Below are 15,222 nucleotides of genomic sequence, written 5' to 3'. Positions count from 1 at the left end.
GAGAGAAGAAGTTGGGTTTCGTTCCTCAACCCAACCTACAGATATTACTTATGCTTGCTACAATTGGCAGTATCTAGGACTGCTTTATTAGGTGGGAATTTAGCGAAAGTTTTAGAAATATTGCCAAAATTTTTCTCTTACTTATCTGGATGCCAAAAAAGTTATCGCTCGTTTAATGGATAAACCTGTTGATTTTTTCCCAGCAGAACCCCCCGCGTCTTTAGAACAAGTTTTAAACGAAGATTGGTTTTTTGATATTGCGTAGTTTTTTGTTTATAAATAAATAGACATTTACTCCAAAAGAATCTCTCTCGGCAGGCAGGATGCCTACCCCACAAGAATTTTTGGAGAGGTCTAATGAATGATGAATCTGCAAAACTCACTCGTTTGTGACGGGGGTCGATCGAAAACCGCTTGGCTTTTTGTGAGCGAGTAACCAATAAGTATTCATCAATCCTTTGCCTTTGATAGAAATAGTACCGCGTTCCTGAAAGCGGTAGTTTTTCTTCAGATGTTCGTAAACTGTTTGACTGACTTGAATTTGTCCTGGTTCTCCATGAGATTCCATGCGACTGGCAACGTTGACCGTATCTCCCCAGAGGTCATAAATGGGTTTGCGTCTACCGATGACTCCAGCTACCACAGCGCCGGTGTGAATGCCAATTCGCAGTGCAATAGGTTGGTTATCTGGCGTGCGGAATTGGAGGATTTCTTGCTGCATATCCAATGCCATATCAGCAATAGCGACAACGTGATCGGGTCTGGGTTTGGGTAATCCGCCTACCACCATGTAAGCATCGCCAATAGTTTTGATTTTTTCCACACCATGTTGGTCTGCCAATAAATCGAAAGCAGAGAAAATATCATTTAGTAACTTTACCAGTTCTTTCGGAGATATCTCGGAAGAGAGTTGGGTGAAGTTGGCAATATCGGCAAACAGAACTGTAACTTCAGTAAAGTTTTCTGCGATCGTCTTTTCTCCTCGTTTCAATCTTTCTGCAATCAGTTGAGGTAATACATTGAGCAACAACCGTTCCGAGAGCAACCTTTGCTGGCGCAATTCTGCTTCCGCCGCTTTGCGATCGGTAATATCGCGCACGCTGCCTTCGTAGTGCAAAGAACCATTGCGATCGGAAATTGCGCGGACATCTTCTGATATCCAGATAGTGCTGCCATCTTTGCGGTAAACTTGTGACTCGAACCCGCTAAGCGAATCGAGTCCCTTCAAGTAAGCAAGCAATTCCTCCCATCTCTGGGGTTGCACGTATAGTTGCTTACCAATATGTTTGACGCTGGCAATTAATTCCGCAGGAGATTCGTAACCGTACATCTTTGCTAATGCGGGATTCGCATTCAAATAGCGTCCGTCGCCACTCATTTGAAAGATCCCCTCGATCGCATTTTCAAAGATGCTGCGATATTTCTCCTCAGAAAGTCGCAGTTCCTGAGTGCGTTGTTCCACTATATGTTCCAATTGCTGTGCCTGCTTTTGCAGTTTTTCTTGCGACTGACGCAAGGCAGATTCTGCATCTTTGCGATCGCTGATATCGTATAGTGTTATCAGCAAACTTGACACTCCCGCAAGACGCAAAGGATGCACGGAAGCCGATACCCAAAACAGGCTACCATCTTGTCTCTTCACCTGCATTTCGTAATCCCGTACATGGCCTTGTGCTGACAGCAAATCATTGATTTTTTGCTCGTCATACGGATTGGCAAAAAATGCTTGCACCTTTGTTCCGATCAAAGTTTGCACATCGATTTTCAGCATCTCGCTGGAAGCTGTATTGGCATAGGAAATCATCCCATTCTGCTGCTGAGTCAAAATCATCAAAATAGATGTGGACTCGGAGATCGCCCGAAATAACTCCTCGCTTTGGCGCATCGTTTCCACGGCTTGAGTATATAACTGATACTCCACTGCATCGCCGTGTTCTCTTGTCGTCAGGAGCATTATTTCCAGGTCAGCTTTATCTTGAGAAACCGTTTCTAAAATTTCTTGTAACGTTGCTTGTGCCAGCTGGCGTTCGCCGATTTCTGCCTGCAACTTTTGGTTGGATTCGTGCAACTCGGCTTCTATGAGATCGCCATGTTCTATAGTCGTGAGCAGAGCAATTTCCAGATCGCTATTAGTTTGTTTTAGGTCGGCCACTTCTTGGCGGAGACGTTCTATCTCCGCTAAAAGTGCGGCTTCTCGATTGGTGATTTGCTCTGCGTTCATCATATGCCATCAAGCAAACTCCAGTTTTAACGCAGGCATCAAGCGTTGGAGGTTCTTTAAGGATTTGGTCTGCCAAAGAATCTTTTCTGAACCTTGGAGAGCGAGATTTACGTTGCCTTTTTCCCGTACCTTAATCACAAACATAGATAGCATACTGATGCCGGAGCTATTGAGAAATTGCAGCTCGCGCAAGTTAATGGTGAAATTGGGAGATTGTTCGATCGCACCCAGCAACAAATCCATTACAGGTTTATATTCTTCCATACCAGCCAATCGCAGGAAGCCCCGAAAAAACACAGTTGAGGTTTCCGGGTCGTGCCAGATATAATAGTCATCGGTTTTGATTTCCACCAGTTCTGTACTCCTCGCCATAAAGAATTGTACCTACCTAATCAACTTTCAATCCTAACTCTAATGGCATATTCGGATGCTCGCCCCTGTCTGCCGATTGGAATTGTGGATTGAACAGTTTAGAGGTCTAAACGTGCAATCACGCTTATCCAAACCACGTCCGGATGCCGATCCGCGTACTCGAATTTCCAGCCTAAGCGGGCTGAATAATCGTTGAGTACGGTCAGCAAGCCCATATTGGATTCTCCATTTCCCATCGCCGTTTTTTCCAGTTGACGGGTATAGAACTCATCTAGATCCGAATCGAGCAATTCTCGGATAAAGTGCTGATATTTTTCCCCCCTTTCCCGGTTAGCATAATTGATCGCATTAAATATCAGTTCGTGTTCGTACAGATATAGGGTAATCGATATCGGCAGATTGGCAGACTCATCACTGTATTTAACAGCATTTTCCAACAGCTCGTTGGCGATATAGCTGACAATTCCTTTGACGGTATCTTTGCGGTTTATTTTGCTATCTTCAGTCGGCTCTCCCGGAAAAAAAGCAGCAAAGTAGTCGCCCAAAAAATCCGCCGATATACCGTTGTGTTGCCAGCGACGTTTGCGGGGAACAGAATTGGGAGAAAAGTTGAGGGTGAGATACTCGTTACTGGCAGGTATTTCTGCCAAAAATTGTCCAAATATCTGAAATTCAGAAGATAAATTCATAACGGTCTTTTGCATTTAAATAAAGGTCACAAATTGCAATTCTTACGATGAATAATTTGATGACTGCCCTGTTGTTTTGCTAAATATAGTCTTTGGTCTGCGTTGTCTAATCAGCTACTAGGCGATCGCAGATCGGACGGCATACTAGAAGCCACCTCTATACTGAGCGTAACATGGGAGCTAACGGCAGATCCGGGATGGGAGATTTGCATCTGGGCGAAAAGCCGCTGGCATTCTTTCCGCGATCCGGCTTCCAGCATAGCTTCTGCCCGGTGTCGTTCTAGGATACACCGCTTTTAGCTGGTGACTTTTCACCATATATATCCCCTGCTAAAGGAAAAGGTCATCTTATAATGCTACGATATTATACATTGCATCTACCTTAAGAAAGAAATAATAGTTCATCTTCGATCGCTAGCAGCGATCGGCGGGACAAGGACGAGATTTGTCTCTCTTGTCCTGAAAATACCTATTTAACTAGCATCCCAGTCCCCAAATAAGCAGGGTATATGCAAACCAAAACTTGGATTCGAGAAATTAGAAAAGCCAAAAAACAACCCATAATTGCTGCTTTATGGACAAGCCGAGCAATTTTTGGTTGTCAAACTTCATCACAAAATCAAACTACTCCTCAAGCTGACGCTTCTCCAGTTGGTGTCAGCCAACGCTTTGACGGCGTGAAATTAAGAGTGCTAACCTTCGATGGGCCGCAAATTGCCGAACCTCTGAAGCGACGTGCGCCAGAATTTAACCCTCGCACAGGAGCAGCAGTTAAGGTAATTACCGTTCCCTTCGGAAAGTTATACGACGAAATTAAATAAGAATCCCGAAAAAAGCAGCGGAACTTTCCCTGTGAAGTAGAGGTCAATGCTTTCGGTTGAACGACCCCTATCATCAGGTGTAAGTTATGAAAAAAATCCTACTTGTTGCTGCCAGCTTATTAGTGCTTTTAAATTCCAATCCTGCCGATGCCTGTAGTTGTCTTTCCGCTAACCCCAGACGAAGCTATCAACAAGCAAGAGCGGTTTTTGCTGGTAAAGTAACCGATATTGTTGTGCGTCAGCGTGCAGTCGATCGCCAACCAAATAACGACAATGAAGCCGATCGACTTTTTACAGAAGTGAAAGTTACATTTGAAGTTACCAAAGTTTGGAAAGGCAGAATTAGCAGACAAGCTGTTGTTATGACATCTCGTTCTAGCGCCAGTTGCGGCTACAATTTTGAAAAAGGTAAAGAGTACCTCGTTTATGCTGCCAATGAAGACGCTGAATTAACAACCGGCTTATGCAGCGGCACCAAACCTCTTGCTATGGCGCAAGCAGATTTATCTATATTGAGGAATGCAGGCACAACAAGAATAGAAAATCAGACTGGAGAGCGATCGCAAGAAGACCGAGGGCTCTAAAATAGATATAAACCTCACTACAGGTGGTGGCGATAATCGCGATGAAGAAGGTACGGGTGCGGAGGTAGTATTTCGTCTTAATTTGGGTATTCAAGGAGTGCCAGAATTTCTATCAAGAATTAGCTTGTAGATTGGTAGATATAGCAAGCGATCGCACATTCGGCAAATCTTTGGCCACCAATTGCCAACTTTCACCATCATCAGAACTGCTGAAAACGCGATCGCCACTTGCAGCCCAAATATCGCCAGCATTATCTATCGTTAACAGCACCATGCGATCGAACTGTTCTGGCAAACCCTGCTGCAACTGCACCCAGTTCTCACCGCCATCATAGCTGCGATAGATACCCACATTAGCACCCCTAGACCAAGTTGGAGGTGGGCCCGCCGCTGCTGCCGCGAACACCTTCTCCGGTTGCGTTGGCATCGCGACGCAAGAAACAGTATATTTGCGATCTAACCCATTCATCGAATATTGCCAGTGCAGTCCGCCATCACTGCTGCGATGAAAACCCTTGCCTGTCGTCGCATACAGCCTCAGACTGTTGAGAGTCGGAATCACCGTATGCACATCCCAATACAGTCCCTCGTTCAGACTTTTCCACGTCTGACACCCATCAATGCTGTGATAGATGCCGCCTTCTTCCACCGCGATGTACACACCGCCAGCTACCTGGGGGTCGGGAGAAATATAGCGGACGTGGGGAATGTGCGGCGGTGGTGGAAAAGTCCAAGTCTCGTATCCCGGAATTCCTCGAATCGATTCGACTTCCCTCCAACTTTCTCCCCCATCATCGCTGAGGTACAGCATCGCCGGGGAAACACCCAAATACATTCGCCCAGACTTGGCGGGGTCAGCTGCAAACGACCAAACTTCTTCCTTAACGGGTTTTTCGTTGACTTTTTGCCAGTTATTCTGCTTGCTGCGTACCCAAATTGCACCCTCTCGCGAGAAAGCAAAGACAGTTGCACCAGCCGATGCTAAAAACGATACGGAAGGAGACCCCGCCTCCTCTCGGATATCGTGGGAACGGTTATCGAGTTGAAAAACGCCGCCTTCTGTACCGACCAGCACAACTGACATGAACGTCCTCCTGCTAGGAAAGGTGACATTTATTAGGTTGCCATAAAAACCGATCGCACAACGTCTCTCAAAAGTAGTAGGAGATTCGCTCACCGAACAACGAACAACTGACAACTGATATCGTGTCCGGTAGCATTGGTAGTATATGAATGATGACCTGGATTGTTTCTTGGAATCGTTGGGTTAAAATTTAACCGCAGATGAAGGCAGATAAACGCAGATAAACGCAGATAAGATCGCCAATTTTTTAGGTAAACCATGCTAGCGGACACTATCTGACAACGGATGACTGACTATTTTCCGTAAATAAATTCATGGACTTGTATCACTTGTTTGGGAATTGGGGATAACTATTTGCGAGTCTCCTTACCCCGACTGCGATCTATTTTATACTGCGTGACCATGAGTTTTGCCATATTTGACGAAGGTTATTACTTGGAAAAGAATCCAGATGTAGCGGCGGCTGTTCGAGCCGGAACTTTTCAGTCTGGTCTGCAACATTTCCAATTAGTTGGAATGCAAGAGGGGCGAACTTCTGTTTCGCCATTCTGGAGCGAGGGCGGTTACTATGGCTCTGGTTTCTTGCCCAATAATTTCGATGTTTTGTCAAAGGTAATGCAGGGAGAGTTACCCTCTGCTTTGGCGCACTTTATCCAAACTGGCGAAGCAGAAGGTCGGGTAATATCGGACGCTTTCTACAATGAAAGGTTTTATTTGGAGCGCAATCGCGATGTGGCTAATGCCGTTGCAGCAGGAATTTTTGCTTCTGGTTTTTCCCACTTCATTCAAATCGGTAAAAATGAGGGTCGTCAGGGTTCGGCTTTCAACGAAAAAGCGTATTTAGCCTTCAATCCGGATGTAGCGGCAGCAGTTAGTTCTGGCGTTTTTAGTTCCGCATTGGAACATTACACAGAGTCTGGCAGAAGTGAGTCTCGCGCTGCTTTTTTGAGTGGCAGTAAGGGCAATGATTATGTGAGCGCTTTTGACACTGGTAACTCTACAATTACCGGAGTTGCTATTGATGTAATTACTGGGTCAACTCCCGAAATTGTTCCTACCAGTTTGGGAGTTGGCGAAGTCGATACGTTGATTGGCTCTAATTCAGGTATTAGCGATCGCTTTATTCTCGGTGTCGGTCGTAGCGCTTCCAATCCCACCCCGTTAAAGTTTTACGTAGGACAAGGAGACGCCGACTACGCATTAATCTCCCACTTCGACATTCTGGGCGGTGATGCTATTGTACCGGGTCTCGATCTAATTCAATTAGCAGGAAGACCGGAGGATTATGTCATCCAAACTTCAAATGAAACGTTTAAAACTAATATTTTTGCGATTGTTAACGGGGGAAATAATCCGCAGTTAGATTTAATCGCGGTTGTTGAATCTCTTCCTCTTTCAGTGCGGAGTGTAGACTCGACAAACGAAACCTTTACCCTCAGCGCTCAACCGCAGTTTTCATAAGTGGTAAAGTGCTGTAGTTGAGAAGCTGGCAGTTGGTGCGATCGCTACTCCAGCTTCTACAAATTTTCGATGAACTTTTTGTTAGATTTTTTGACTTTTTCTACCCAACTTTTGTGTAAATTCAAAATTTTTCCATAAGATTCCGTGGTTTCTGATATTAACTGCATCATGGATGGAGGAAAGACATTGGGAAATAGTTTGTGCATAAATTTAGCAAAAATTTCCCTTAAAATATACTCAACAAACAATCGCCCAGACAAAGGAAAAGCGTTGTCGCTAAGCTCTACCAAAGCATGAGCATCGGGCTTTCGACGCATAGTAAACTGCTCTGTTACTTTGGCCAAATTATCGGAATATTCATCAAAAAGACGACCCAAAATAACCGCATCTTCGAGTGCCGAATTGCAACCTTGACCGAGGGAGGGCGACACGGAATGGGCTGCATCACCAATTAGCACTACGCTGTCACCGTAATGGTAGCGATTACACCGAATTGTTAAGACCGTCGATATCGGTCTGGAAAGAAAATCTTCTGCCTCAGAATCAGACATTTTCTGAGCGATTGCGGGAAAATTATCCCGAAAGAATTGCCGTACATCTTCTTTACTAGAAAGCCGAACTATTTTATTTTTATCGCGAGGAAAGTGGATAACACCGCTCATCATCCCGTCCTGTTGATGCAGCAGCAATAAAGCGCTGCCATCGTCCAATCTCCAACTATGAATATAGCCCGGTTTTAACTTGCTGTCTAAGTTTTCGTCCGGTCGAGGTAGAAAAATTGATTTATAATCAGAACGAACATACTGCTGTTCTAATTCAAACATTTCTGTGTTCGTAAAATGCTCTCTGACAACAGAACTCGCTCCATCTGCACCGATTAGCAGGTCATAATAAACGGTGAATTCTCCGCCTTCAGGTGCTGTTTCGGCAATGTTTTGAAAAGTGACTGTTTTTGCCTCAAAATTTACGGCACTGCATTTGGAGTCAAAGCGAATGTTGAATCGGCTATTATCGTATTTTTCAGTTAGCTTTTGCAAAAGCACGATCGTCAAGCTAGTGCGATCGAGCGCAAACAGAGGTTTTCTTCTTCTCAAAAACCGCTGCTTGCCGTTTTTTTGGTGAGAAACTGCTCCCAACATCTCTACGCTTATCGCCCGAACCGCTTCTGCCAAACCTTCAATCTTGCTCAACGCGCTCATTCCCCTTTCGCTCAAAGTAATCGGGAACGTTCTGGACTTGGAGAAAGGAATGATGCGAGGGTCGCTGCGACGTTCGTAGATATCAATTTGATATTTGTCGCCACGACGCAACAGGTAATGTGCGAGCAGGAGTCCGCTGGGGCCAGCGCCCACGATAACAACTTTTTTGACCATATTTCGCAATTTCTCAAACTTGCTTATTTTTAATCATTCTCAAGGAACATTAGTTTTTTTGTGACTTTAATTAACATAACAGATGACAGACTAATTCAACATCAAAGGAATGCGATCGTGATTAACTTCCACAGAAGCTTTCAGCTAGTTTACCGCACAGCTACAACAGTACTCCTAGCTATCACTGTCTGGATGTGCGGTTTACCTGCTTTCTCCGCTTTCGCGATTTCATCCCCTACATCAGGCACACCTACCCATCTTACAGAAGGAGATTCTGCCGTTGCCCGGTCTAGGGAAATGCGAATCGATGCCATAGGAGAATGCAGAAAGTATTTAGCAAATGGTGACAAAAATACCGTTGCTGACTTAGATAGACCGTTAGATAAAAGAGGTTCTCACCAACTTGTCGGTGCTTTGAAAGTTACCGACAATCCCGAACCGACAGAAGCAGAAGTTGAATTTAAGCGTTGCTTGGAAGAAAAAGGAATTGCACCCAAACCATAGTGCTTGTTTGGAGGGTGCGTTAACGCAGTGTAACGCACCATTAGACATCTCCTCCAAAAGAATCTCAAAGGGCAGGCAGGATGCCTACCCCACAAGAATTTTTGGAGATGTCTATTTATTTGTTGTTATGCAAAGGTGCAAAATATCGTTTTGTGCGTTAATTTTGGCTTCTCAGATTGCATCTATAATCAATCCAATTGCGCCCCACCCTCTCAGCTGCATCAGGCGTCTCATAAGCCAGTTGCATCCCAAAAACTTCCCCTGTCGAGTTGGTCACCCGAAACTGCCACCCAGTAGTATTGGTGTGGAAGACCAGCAGCAGGTATTGCTGGAAGACAACGATCTGGTGGATGCGTACAATAGGCATAAAACAGCTCGCTAAATCTTAAGTTTAGTTTAAGATTGTAACATTTCTTAAGATTCTGTAAAGGAAGGAAAAATGAGTTACACCGCCACTGTGAGAACTCAAGGCGACCCCTTGAATGTGCGTTCTAGCGCCAACGGTTTAGTTATCGATACCATTGCCAACGGTACAAAGGTATCGGTGACGGGCGACCCGGTAGCAGCTGGGGGAAAGAATTGGGTGCAGATTGGCACAAATCGTTGGGTAGCTTTAGAATTTCTTGTGAGGGAAACTTCAACTGATAACAATAACGATAATTCTCACTCGATTAAAGGAGCGAAAGTTGTCGCTACTCAGACGAACGAAACTATTGCCGGCGGATTAAAAGTTTATCGCACCCAATTGATTGATGGTACGGGCAAAGTTGTGAATACAGTGCGGTGCGTTTCTGGGAGAGTCAGCAAACAAACTCCCACTGATGTAGCAGGTTCGCAAACACCTATTCCGTTTGGTGTTTATACATTCGATCGACCAGGTGCAGTCGATAAAGCTTCTGGAGAATTTGGCGGTGTTTGGTCACCCGTTACACCTACTTTCAAAACAAATCGTAGCGGACTGGGAGTACACTACGATCCGTCAGCATTTAAGAACAATTCCCAAACCGGAACTTCCGGCTGTTTGGCAACTCCAACTATTGAAGAAAGAGAAGTGATGAGTAATTTTATTCGCACTTACAAACCAACTCATTTAATAATTCAAAAGGGATAATTTGTTGGGATAACCCGATTTTGAGGTACGTTGTTGCGCTTCAGCGCTCTTATTTGGCCCTAAACCGCAACAACGTACCTTTATTTCAATTCTGTTGTCTCTCCCTGCTGTCATCTACGTAGCGATCGCACTTATGCAACGCCAGCAAGCTTTAATATCATGTCCGCTAGCATCGGTTGTGTATATTTGTAGGGGCGAAGCATTCGGGCGATAATCGATCGCTCAAAACCCTAGATTTTATATCCGAATGCTTCGCCCTCCCCTTGGTCTCTAGCTTTTTGGAACCATTTATCTGCTTCTGTTCGATCGGCGGTAACACCTTCATCACCCGTAAGATAAATTCCACCTAAATTGTTGGAAGCGACACCATAACCTCGAGCCGAGGATTTCACGTACCATTCGATCGCTTCTAAGATATTTTTCTCTACACCCAATCCTAAATGGTAGATATTTGCGATCGCACATTGCGCTTCCGCATTTCCTTCATCTGCAAGTGGTTGTAATAAGCTGAGTGCTATGGTGTAATCTTGGGAGTAAAAAGCAGCTAAAGCTTTTTCTAAATCGGACATTTTATTTTCACCTTTTTGGTTTACAAATTTATGGCCTTGGAAAAGTAAAATTTGTTGTCTCTCCCTGACAAACCCAAGCACCCCAGAAAAAAGGATGCTCTAAAGGTTTTTCTTCCTCTTGACAAGATACATTATTTGGTGATAATAATTCTTCTAACACTTCGCGACCGAGTTCGGATTGGCGCAACTCTCTAACGGTGATATTGCGGATGTAATTTTGGGCTTCTAGTAATGCGTTGGAACGACCAAAACCGCCTTTCAAATTATCAAAAAATCTCTCCATCAACAGGGCAGTTGCTTTATCTGGGACTGGCCACAAACTCATTACTAAAGTTTTGGTTCCGGCGACTGCAAAAGCGCGACGCAAACCGAAGACACCTTCGCCAATTTTGACATCACCGATCGCAGTATTGCAAGCCGATAAAACCGTGAGTTCGTTGGCCCAAAGGTCGAGTGCGGCTACATCTTGGGCAAACAGAAAGCCTTTGCCAGCTTTTTCGGGAAGAGTTCCGCCAGATAGCCAAGTATTCGCACCTGCTAAGGCAAGTCCTGAACGCAGCATCGGGTTTTCCACTTTTGTAGCAGAAAAGCGGCTCCCAAATCCCCGACTCTCTAAAGTGGGTGGTTGATGGGGCAAGTCGGGTAAGAAAACGCCGTGAGTAGCTATCAGCAGAATACTGGGAGAAGGGCTTTTTGTAATCTGAGTTTCCAGTGCTTCAGCATCGAAATAGGGTGAAACTTCCAGCTTTTTGGCAACAGCTTCACCCAGAAACCTTGTACCTGGTGCGCGTTCCAAGGTATTGCCCAACAACGATAGAAACCCGGTTTCTCCAAGAAACCGGGTTTCTGATGCCCCACCCAAATCAAAATCAGGATCGGCAATAATTAAAGGTGCTGTAGCGGGGCGATTTGGTTGAAAATGAGAACGCAAAATATCGCGTCCGACACTGAGGTAAGAGATAGTATACTCATCCATTAAAAATCCCGTTCCTGTCTCATCCGGCAATAACTGAAACGGCAACAAATTTAATTCACCATCGGGAGAAACTAGCAGATATTTACTATCCCCTATAACAGCAGCAATGGGATCGAAAACCGCTTGCCGCAGTTCCATACCAGAGGCGGTATCGTATTTCATAAAGGTAGGGGTTTCTTCGTCATCATCTCCCATATCCAGCAAGTCACCTTTGCCAGAGAAGTAAGATCGAAATACCCGCAACAATTTATCGATATGTTCAGCTTCTCCTAAATCAATCATCTCTACTTTGTCTGGCTGTTTTGCTGGCAAGATAAAAGCCAGGTAGCGGGCAGGTTTCCATTTAGATTCACCACGCGCTGGGACTGCTTGGAAATCAAAAACATCAAATCGCACGAATTCTATTAAGGTGGAACCTTCGGGTAATTCCAAAGCAACAGCGCGACGGTTAGCAGTTTCGAGTTCCTGTTGTAGTTGGATTTCGGGAACTTGGGATGCGAGTAGTTTTTCTAAGTTTTTGCATTCTGTTTCTAAATCGGATAGGCGCTTTTGATATTCTGCTTGGCGCGTGCGAAACTCGTCTTCGTTAATTTCTGGATTGCGTAAGGGTGGAGAATAGATTAAGTGAATTTGTTCTGCCCTTAAAGATTGCCATTGTTTGAATTGGGGTGCGAGGTGAGAATAGCGATCGCTATACAAAGCATAGTTGAAAGCAGCAAAGGCGGCGGCGGTTAAAGCTTTGCGTTTGAGTACCAAATCATAAGCTGCTTGTTTTGCTTCAGGAGAGTTAGAAAGGTGGGAATTAACTAGAGAGATAAAAGCATAAAAAGTATATCGGATGGTGTCGAGATAGGCGATGCGATCGGTTTCCGAACTAGCAGCAAACATTTGGCGAATCAAGTCATTATAGATTTCGCTGGCTTGGTGGCTGAGTGCCAGTGCCTCAGTATAGCGGTTAGTGGCTGCTAATAGTCCCGCTAAATTACGCAAACTGAGAGCGACATCGGGATGTGATTCTCCTAACAAGCCTTTTCTCATCTCCAACGCTTCCACAAACAAAGATTCTGCTTCGCTATACCTTCCTTGGGATTTGTAAATTCCTGCCAAGTTATGCAAACAGGTAGCAACAGAAGGATGTAATTCTCCCAACAAGCGTTTTGTTATCTCCAACGCTTCTACAAACAAACGTTCTGCTTCGCTATTCTTTCCTTGGTAAGAATAAAGTAGCGCCAAATTATTTAATGTGCAAGCAACATCGGGATGTGAGTCTACAAACAAGCGTTTTTTCATCTCCAACGCTTCCACAAACAAAGGTTCTGCTTTGCTATACCTTCCTTGGTGGTAGTAAAGTAGGGCTAAATTATTCAAACTGGCAGCAACATAAGAATGTTGTTCTCCCAACAAGCGTTTTGTCAGATTCAACACTTTTACAGACAAAGATTCAGCTTCCCTAAACTTGCCTTGGGAATAGTAAATTAGTCCCAAATTATTCAAACAGATAGTAACATTAATATGTTGCTCTCCAAACAAGCGTTTTGTCATTTCCAATGCTTCCATAACCAAAGATTCTGCTTTCCTAAATTTACCCTGGGATATGTAAAGTCCTGCCAAACTATTCAAACTGTTAGCAACAGAAGGATGTTGCTCTCCCAACAAGCGTTTTTCCCTCTCTAACGCTTCCATTAATAAAGGTTCTGCTTCACTATACCTCCCTTGGGAATGATAAATTAACGCCAAGTTATTCAAACTGGTAGCAACAGAGCGATGTTCATATTTAAAGAAGCGTTTTATTATATCCAATGCTTCAATATACAACGCTTCTGCCTCACAAAACCGCCCTTGACAATAGTACAATCCTGCCAAATTATTCAAACTGGTAGCAACAGAAGGATGTTGCTCTCCCAACAAGCGTTTTTCCCTCTCTAACGCTTCCATTAATAAAGGTTTTGCTTCGCTATACCTCCCTTGGAATTGGTAAAGTTTTGCCAAGTTCTTCAAAGTTATAGCAACATCGGGATGTTCATCTCCTAACAAGCATTTACATAGTGCTAAAGCTTCTAACAACAAAGGTTCTGCTTCCCCAAACCGTCCTTGAGATGTGTACATTGCCCCCAAATTTTGCAAACTGGTAACAATATTTGGATGTTTTTTTGCCCAGATTAGTAGTCCTAAGTCCAAAGCCTGCTCAGCAACCATTATACCCTTAGCATACTCACCGCACTCGTTTAGTTCAATAACCTGTTGGTTTAGCTGATTCCAATTGTAAATTGCTTCCTCCAATTTTACAGCCGAACTTTGCAACCAATCAGCAGCATTCAGTTCATCCGATTTAACGAGATAATCGGCTACATATTTCATTATTTGTACTAAGGTTTCATCTATTAAATTGCAATTATCCACTAGAATATTGGCTTCCTTTCCTGTGGTGCAATTCAGTAGGTTTTCAATCAAATTAAAATAAACTTCGATGCGTTCGTCCACCTGCGTTTCTTTCCTAAATTTTGGGTATGCAATTATGCCGTAACCGTATATTCCCTGTAGAGAACTTTCCAATCTCCGCTGCATTCCAAATACTTTAGTAATTCATTCAAATGCCGTTCTTCCAGTTGCAAAGTTTTCCCGCTTCCCTCTGGCAACCAATCTAAACTTGGCTTCTCCTTCCCGATAACCGCTACAAGCTGCTCTAGACCGATACTGCCAGTAATTTTAAACGATTTTTTCCCCGAAGCACGCTGGGGCAAAACAGCCACACCCACAGGTAAAGACGGCTGAGGCGCATAAACTGAAGGACACAAGCACCAAAACCTGCCAGTTGTGCCTTTTTCCAGCAGCAGTAAGTATCCCGGAGTCTCAAGCTTTACCTCAAAAACAATATTACTACCCAAAGGCAAGCATTCTTCGTAGGGACTCCCCATATCCAGCATTCCAAACAGTTTTGGCCCCATTTTGTCTGTCGGGGTAGCCAGTTTCAGTAATTGTTCCCAAGGGTGAAGAGCTACCAAACCTTGCTCTTTCGCCCATTGGGGAAATACTTCCTCGCGCAGCCAGCATTTTGCATTCTTCCAACGGTCAACACCTTTGCTAGGAGGAGGACACCCCGCCGCCTCAAGCTTCTTACAAATTGCACTCAACTGCTGACGAAAGATGCGGTAAGCTTCACCATTTTCGGTTCCCTTGTTCAACTTCTCCGCGAACTTAGCAGCTAACGCTTCGTGCGTTAATTCTCGATTATCTTCCAGAAAACGTTTTTCAAATATCAGGCTATTCTTACCCGTGAAACCAAAACGGGTTGTCATTGCATCGAGGAAATTTCCCTCATAATCTTCATATCTCGGTAAATTCATAGTCCATCCTTCTGATCGCAGGTTAGTCGATATTATAGGTACGGCGATGGAAAAGCATCAAGATTTAGTCAATAAAACTCTACAAAAATCGACATCTACAAAAATCGACACTT

15 protein-coding genes and 1 pseudogene are annotated in these 15,222 nt (G+C 44.2%); 7 read left to right on the top strand and 9 right to left on the bottom strand.

The features are described 5' to 3' along the window. Window positions 1–136: 136 nt before the first annotated feature. A pseudogene (locus ACE1CD_RS22535) lies at window positions 137–265 on the top strand (DUF29 family protein); the annotation flags it as partial. Between the two features lie 114 nt (window positions 266–379). On the opposite strand, the gene ACE1CD_RS22530 reads toward ACE1CD_RS22535, so the two are convergent. The 3 genes from ACE1CD_RS22530 to ACE1CD_RS22520 all read right to left on the bottom strand — a co-directional run bounded on the left by ACE1CD_RS22530 (window position 380) and on the right by ACE1CD_RS22520 (window position 3,282). Then, window positions 380–2,224 (bottom strand): adenylate/guanylate cyclase domain-containing protein, encoded by a 1,845-nt coding sequence (locus ACE1CD_RS22530; protein WP_374793357.1) that lies wholly within the window; start codon window positions 2,222–2,224, stop codon window positions 380–382. A gap of 6 nt (window positions 2,225–2,230) precedes the next feature. Beyond that, window positions 2,231–2,572, bottom strand: coding sequence for a hypothetical protein (locus tag ACE1CD_RS22525; RefSeq protein ID WP_374793466.1), 342 nt, complete (start codon window positions 2,570–2,572; stop codon window positions 2,231–2,233). Between the two features lie 119 nt (window positions 2,573–2,691). Further along, a complete protein-coding gene (locus ACE1CD_RS22520; protein ID WP_374793358.1) occupies window positions 2,692–3,282 on the bottom strand; it encodes an ATP-binding protein in 591 nt (196 codons plus the stop codon). Window positions 3,283–3,384: 102 nt separating this feature from the next. On the opposite strand from ACE1CD_RS22520, the gene ACE1CD_RS22515 reads away from it, so the two are divergent. The 3 genes from ACE1CD_RS22515 (at window position 3,385) to ACE1CD_RS22505 (ending at window position 4,687) form a co-directional block, all read left to right on the top strand. Next, window positions 3,385–3,582, top strand: a complete 198-nt coding sequence (locus tag ACE1CD_RS22515; protein WP_374793360.1) for a hypothetical protein — start codon at window positions 3,385–3,387, stop codon at window positions 3,580–3,582. 209 nt (window positions 3,583–3,791) lie between these two features. Further along, on the top strand, window positions 3,792–4,103 hold the full coding sequence (locus ACE1CD_RS22510; protein ID WP_374793362.1) for a hypothetical protein: 312 nt from the start codon (window positions 3,792–3,794) through the stop codon (window positions 4,101–4,103). A gap of 86 nt (window positions 4,104–4,189) precedes the next feature. Continuing rightward, a complete protein-coding gene (locus tag ACE1CD_RS22505; RefSeq protein WP_374793364.1) occupies window positions 4,190–4,687 on the top strand; it encodes a hypothetical protein in 498 nt (165 codons plus the stop codon). Between the two features lie 112 nt (window positions 4,688–4,799). On the opposite strand, the gene ACE1CD_RS22500 is transcribed toward ACE1CD_RS22505, so the two are convergent. After that, window positions 4,800–5,885 carry an exo-alpha-sialidase gene (locus ACE1CD_RS22500; protein ID WP_374826295.1) on the bottom strand — a complete coding sequence of 362 codons (1,086 nt, stop codon included), beginning with the start codon at window positions 5,883–5,885 and terminating at the stop codon, window positions 4,800–4,802. Window positions 5,886–6,173: 288 nt separating this feature from the next. Here ACE1CD_RS22500 and ACE1CD_RS22495 point away from each other — a divergent pair, with 288 nt between their 5' ends. Then, a complete protein-coding gene (locus tag ACE1CD_RS22495) occupies window positions 6,174–7,232 on the top strand; it encodes a hypothetical protein (RefSeq protein ID WP_374826294.1) in 1,059 nt (352 codons plus the stop codon). 56 nt (window positions 7,233–7,288) lie between these two features. Here the strand turns inward: ACE1CD_RS22495 and ACE1CD_RS22490 are convergent, their stop codons facing one another. Next, complete coding sequence (locus tag ACE1CD_RS22490) at window positions 7,289–8,605, bottom strand: FAD-dependent oxidoreductase (RefSeq protein WP_374826293.1); 1,317 nt, start codon at window positions 8,603–8,605, stop codon at window positions 7,289–7,291. 60 nt (window positions 8,606–8,665) lie between these two features. Between ACE1CD_RS22490 and ACE1CD_RS22485 the strand changes: the two genes are divergently transcribed. Continuing rightward, window positions 8,666–9,109, top strand: coding sequence for a hypothetical protein (locus ACE1CD_RS22485; protein WP_374826292.1), 444 nt, complete (start codon window positions 8,666–8,668; stop codon window positions 9,107–9,109). Window positions 9,110–9,266: 157 nt separating this feature from the next. Here the strand turns inward: ACE1CD_RS22485 and ACE1CD_RS22480 are convergent, their stop codons facing one another. Then, on the bottom strand, window positions 9,267–9,476 hold the full coding sequence (locus ACE1CD_RS22480; protein ID WP_374793374.1) for a hypothetical protein: 210 nt from the start codon (window positions 9,474–9,476) through the stop codon (window positions 9,267–9,269). A gap of 72 nt (window positions 9,477–9,548) precedes the next feature. Between ACE1CD_RS22480 and ACE1CD_RS22475 the strand changes: the two genes are divergently transcribed. After that, entirely contained in the window at window positions 9,549–10,220 is a 672-nt protein-coding gene (locus tag ACE1CD_RS22475; protein WP_374793376.1) for an SH3 domain-containing protein, read from the top strand. A 230-nt stretch (window positions 10,221–10,450) separates the two neighbouring features. Here the strand turns inward: ACE1CD_RS22475 and ACE1CD_RS22470 are convergent, their stop codons facing one another. Genes ACE1CD_RS22470 through ACE1CD_RS22460 form a run of 3 tightly spaced genes read right to left on the bottom strand, consistent with a single transcriptional unit; the run spans window position 10,451 to window position 15,109 of the window. Beyond that, window positions 10,451–10,789 carry a tetratricopeptide repeat protein gene (locus ACE1CD_RS22470; protein WP_374826291.1) on the bottom strand — a complete coding sequence of 113 codons (339 nt, stop codon included), beginning with the start codon at window positions 10,787–10,789 and terminating at the stop codon, window positions 10,451–10,453. 28 nt (window positions 10,790–10,817) lie between these two features. Continuing rightward, on the bottom strand, window positions 10,818–14,330 hold the full coding sequence (locus ACE1CD_RS22465) for a tetratricopeptide repeat protein (RefSeq protein WP_374826290.1): 3,513 nt from the start codon (window positions 14,328–14,330) through the stop codon (window positions 10,818–10,820). After that, window positions 14,279–15,109 (bottom strand): DUF4384 domain-containing protein, encoded by an 831-nt coding sequence (locus ACE1CD_RS22460; RefSeq protein ID WP_374826289.1) that lies wholly within the window; start codon window positions 15,107–15,109, stop codon window positions 14,279–14,281. The genes ACE1CD_RS22465 and ACE1CD_RS22460 overlap by 52 nt, the downstream gene beginning before the upstream one ends. Window positions 15,110–15,222 lie beyond the last annotated feature (113 nt).

The organism is Aerosakkonema sp. BLCC-F183 (assembly GCF_041929145.1).
In the GTDB taxonomy this organism is placed as follows: domain Bacteria; phylum Cyanobacteriota; class Cyanobacteriia; order Cyanobacteriales; family Aerosakkonemataceae; genus Aerosakkonema.
The sequence above is the reverse complement of the archived record's forward strand: the minus strand, read 5'-3'. Positions and strand labels throughout refer to the sequence as shown.